This is a genomic window from Actinomadura sp. NPDC048032 (assembly GCF_040653175.1).
Taxonomy (GTDB): Bacteria; Actinomycetota; Actinomycetes; order Streptosporangiales; family Streptosporangiaceae; genus Spirillospora; species Spirillospora verrucosospora.
Window position 1 is genome coordinate 1 of record NZ_JBEZJP010000728.1, and the last position, 2,126, is coordinate 2,126.

Here is a 2,126-nt window from a genome sequence, read left to right on the forward strand (position 1 = left end):
CCGCCCTCGGCCTCCCCGACGACCCCGACCAACCCCACACCGTCACCGACCAACTCGACGGCACCACCTACACATGGCGCGGATCGAACTACGTCCGCCTCGACCCGCACACCAAACCCGCACACGTCTTCACGTTCGAAAGGAACGGACGTGTGCGGGCCGGTGACGGGCAGGGCGGCGGGGCTAGCCGGAGCCGGCGCCGCTGAGCACGCGGTCCTCGATGGACCGGCAGCCGGTGAACACCGAGCCGAGGCCCTCGCGGTCGACGATCTCGCGGAGCTTGGCCGGCATCGCCGGCAGCGCCAGGCAGCCGCCCTCGGCGGCGACGCGCCAGCGGATGCCGAGCAGGATCGGCAGCGGGTCGCAGCGCACGCCGAGCCGGTCGTGCATCCGCACCATCAGGTGCCGCAGGTCGCCCTCGACCAGCGTGGTCAGCGTCTCCCCGAGCCGCGGCACGGTCACCTCGTCCAGCACCCCCGACAGGTGGACGACGGTGTGGTCGCCGTCGCCGGCCTCCGTCGTGGTGATCTTCAGTTCGGACGGCGCGGGCGGCGTCGGGGTGAGGCCGGCGTCCCCCGGATGCAGCGCGCGGATCGCGTCGAGCACGTGCGTGGTGTCGACCTCCCCCGGCGCCGGCTCCGGCGCGGGCGCGGCCGTCGCCGACCCGACGTCGGCGAACACCGGGACGAGCCGGTCCAGCCCGGTGAGGCGCAGCGCCCGCCGGACGTGCGCCGACAGGGCCGGCACCACGGCCCGCAGCGGGCAGCCGAGCAGCTGCGCCCGCGTCTCGGCCCGCGCCATCAGCACGAGCCCGGCCGCGTCCAGCAGGACCGCGTCACCGAAGTCGACCACGACCCCGCCGCGCCGCACGCCCCGCCTGCCGGGCGCGCCCGCGCAGGCGAGCGTGAGCGCCTTGCTCACCTCCTCCCGGATCCCCGCGTAGTTCTGCCAACTGATCTGCGCCGGCAGGCTGAGCACGATGAACCCTCGCCGGGTCTCGGTGCTCAGGCCCGGCACCGCCGTGTCCTTCATCTGTCACGTTCCGATCGGAGTGCGGGCCGCCGCGCGGGCGGGCCGGTGCGAGGCGGTCAGGTGGCCGGGCGGTCGGGACCCCGGCCGCTCGTCCGGGTAGGGCGGGCGGCCGCCCCGCACGACGCCCGTGAGCCGGGACGCCGCGAGGCGCTCGATGGTCCGTTCCTCGGGCCGCACCCCCAGATGGGCGCAGCAGCACCACAGGTCGTCCACGCAGCGCCGCACGCGCTCCACCGGAATGTCGGCGAAACGGACGCGCAGCCGTGCCACGAGGTCATCCCGCGTCGGTACGACCGATGGCGACTTCTCCCAGCGCTCCACTGTCCCTCCGATCGCTTCTGGACGGGCGAATTCCGTCCGAACTGAGCAGAACCCGCCGAACTGACGGGTTCTGAGGTTGGAAATGACCTACCCGAGGGTTGCGACAGAAAAAGCGACGAACCTAAAAACACGGACATGACACAACCTCCGCGCGGCAAGTATTCACGGCGCCGGAAGCCACGCGCCGTGCCGGGAATCGCCGTTTTTTTGCGCTGCTTTTCCGCGCGCTGCCCGGCCGCGACCGGGCGATGACCTTCCCGGCGGGCGGCCGCGCGCCCGGACGTCCCGCGAATCCGGGCGATCTACCCCGGTCATGGGCGCGCTCGCACGGCGGGGCGGCGCCGCCGGGCTCCGAAACCGGACACGCGGTCACGGACCGTACTGAAGCTTTTACGGATGGTTGCCTGTCGCGCACGCACCTGGCCGGGCCGGAGGGAATTGCTGATCTAGATGTCTCCAACAGACCCGGGGTGACCCATGGACGGCCAGCCGAAGAACTTCACCCGCAGCACCCGACCGGACCGGGGCGGCGACGGGCTCACCTCACCGGGAACCGGGGACGTGCCCGTGGAGGACGCCCCCCGGCCGGCCGCGGGACCGGCCGCCGGCCCCATCCCCGACCCGTTCGACGAGGACACCCCGCGCACGCCGGACTGGTTCAAGACGGCGGTGTTCTATGAGGTGTCGGTCCGGGGCTTCGCCGATTCCAACAACGACGGGTACGGCGACCTGCGCGGGCTGATCTCCAAGCTGGACCATCTGCAATGGCTCGG

The 2,126-nt window shown here is 72.7% G+C and carries 3 protein-coding genes and 1 pseudogene; 2 read left to right on the top strand and 2 right to left on the bottom strand.

Annotated features, from left to right (window positions below; translation table 11 throughout):
- Positions 1-206, top strand: a 206-nt coding sequence (locus tag AB0C69_RS41595; protein WP_360362289.1) for a hypothetical protein, incomplete at its 5' end; no start/stop codon positions are given.
- On the opposite strand, the gene AB0C69_RS41600 is transcribed toward AB0C69_RS41595, so the two are convergent.
- Both AB0C69_RS41600 and AB0C69_RS41605 read right to left on the bottom strand, forming a co-directional pair.
- The gene (locus AB0C69_RS41600; protein ID WP_353835952.1) at positions 184-1,032 is read right to left on the bottom strand and encodes an STAS domain-containing protein; all 849 of its coding nucleotides are present in this window, start codon (positions 1,030-1,032) and stop codon (positions 184-186) included. The genes AB0C69_RS41595 and AB0C69_RS41600 overlap by 23 nt on opposite strands.
- Before the next feature lie 3 nt (positions 1,033-1,035).
- Positions 1,036-1,302, bottom strand: a complete 267-nt coding sequence (locus tag AB0C69_RS41605) for a hypothetical protein (RefSeq protein ID WP_345187862.1) — start codon at positions 1,300-1,302, stop codon at positions 1,036-1,038.
- Positions 1,303-1,830: 528 nt separating this feature from the next.
- Here AB0C69_RS41605 and AB0C69_RS41610 point away from each other — a divergent pair.
- A pseudogene (locus AB0C69_RS41610) lies at positions 1,831-2,126 on the top strand (hypothetical protein); the annotation flags it as partial.

Coding starts and splice junctions, on each gene's coding strand:
- AB0C69_RS41600 (WP_353835952.1), bottom strand. CDS start 1,032: ATGAAGGACACGGCGGTGCCGGGCCTGAGCACCGAGACCCGGCGAGGG.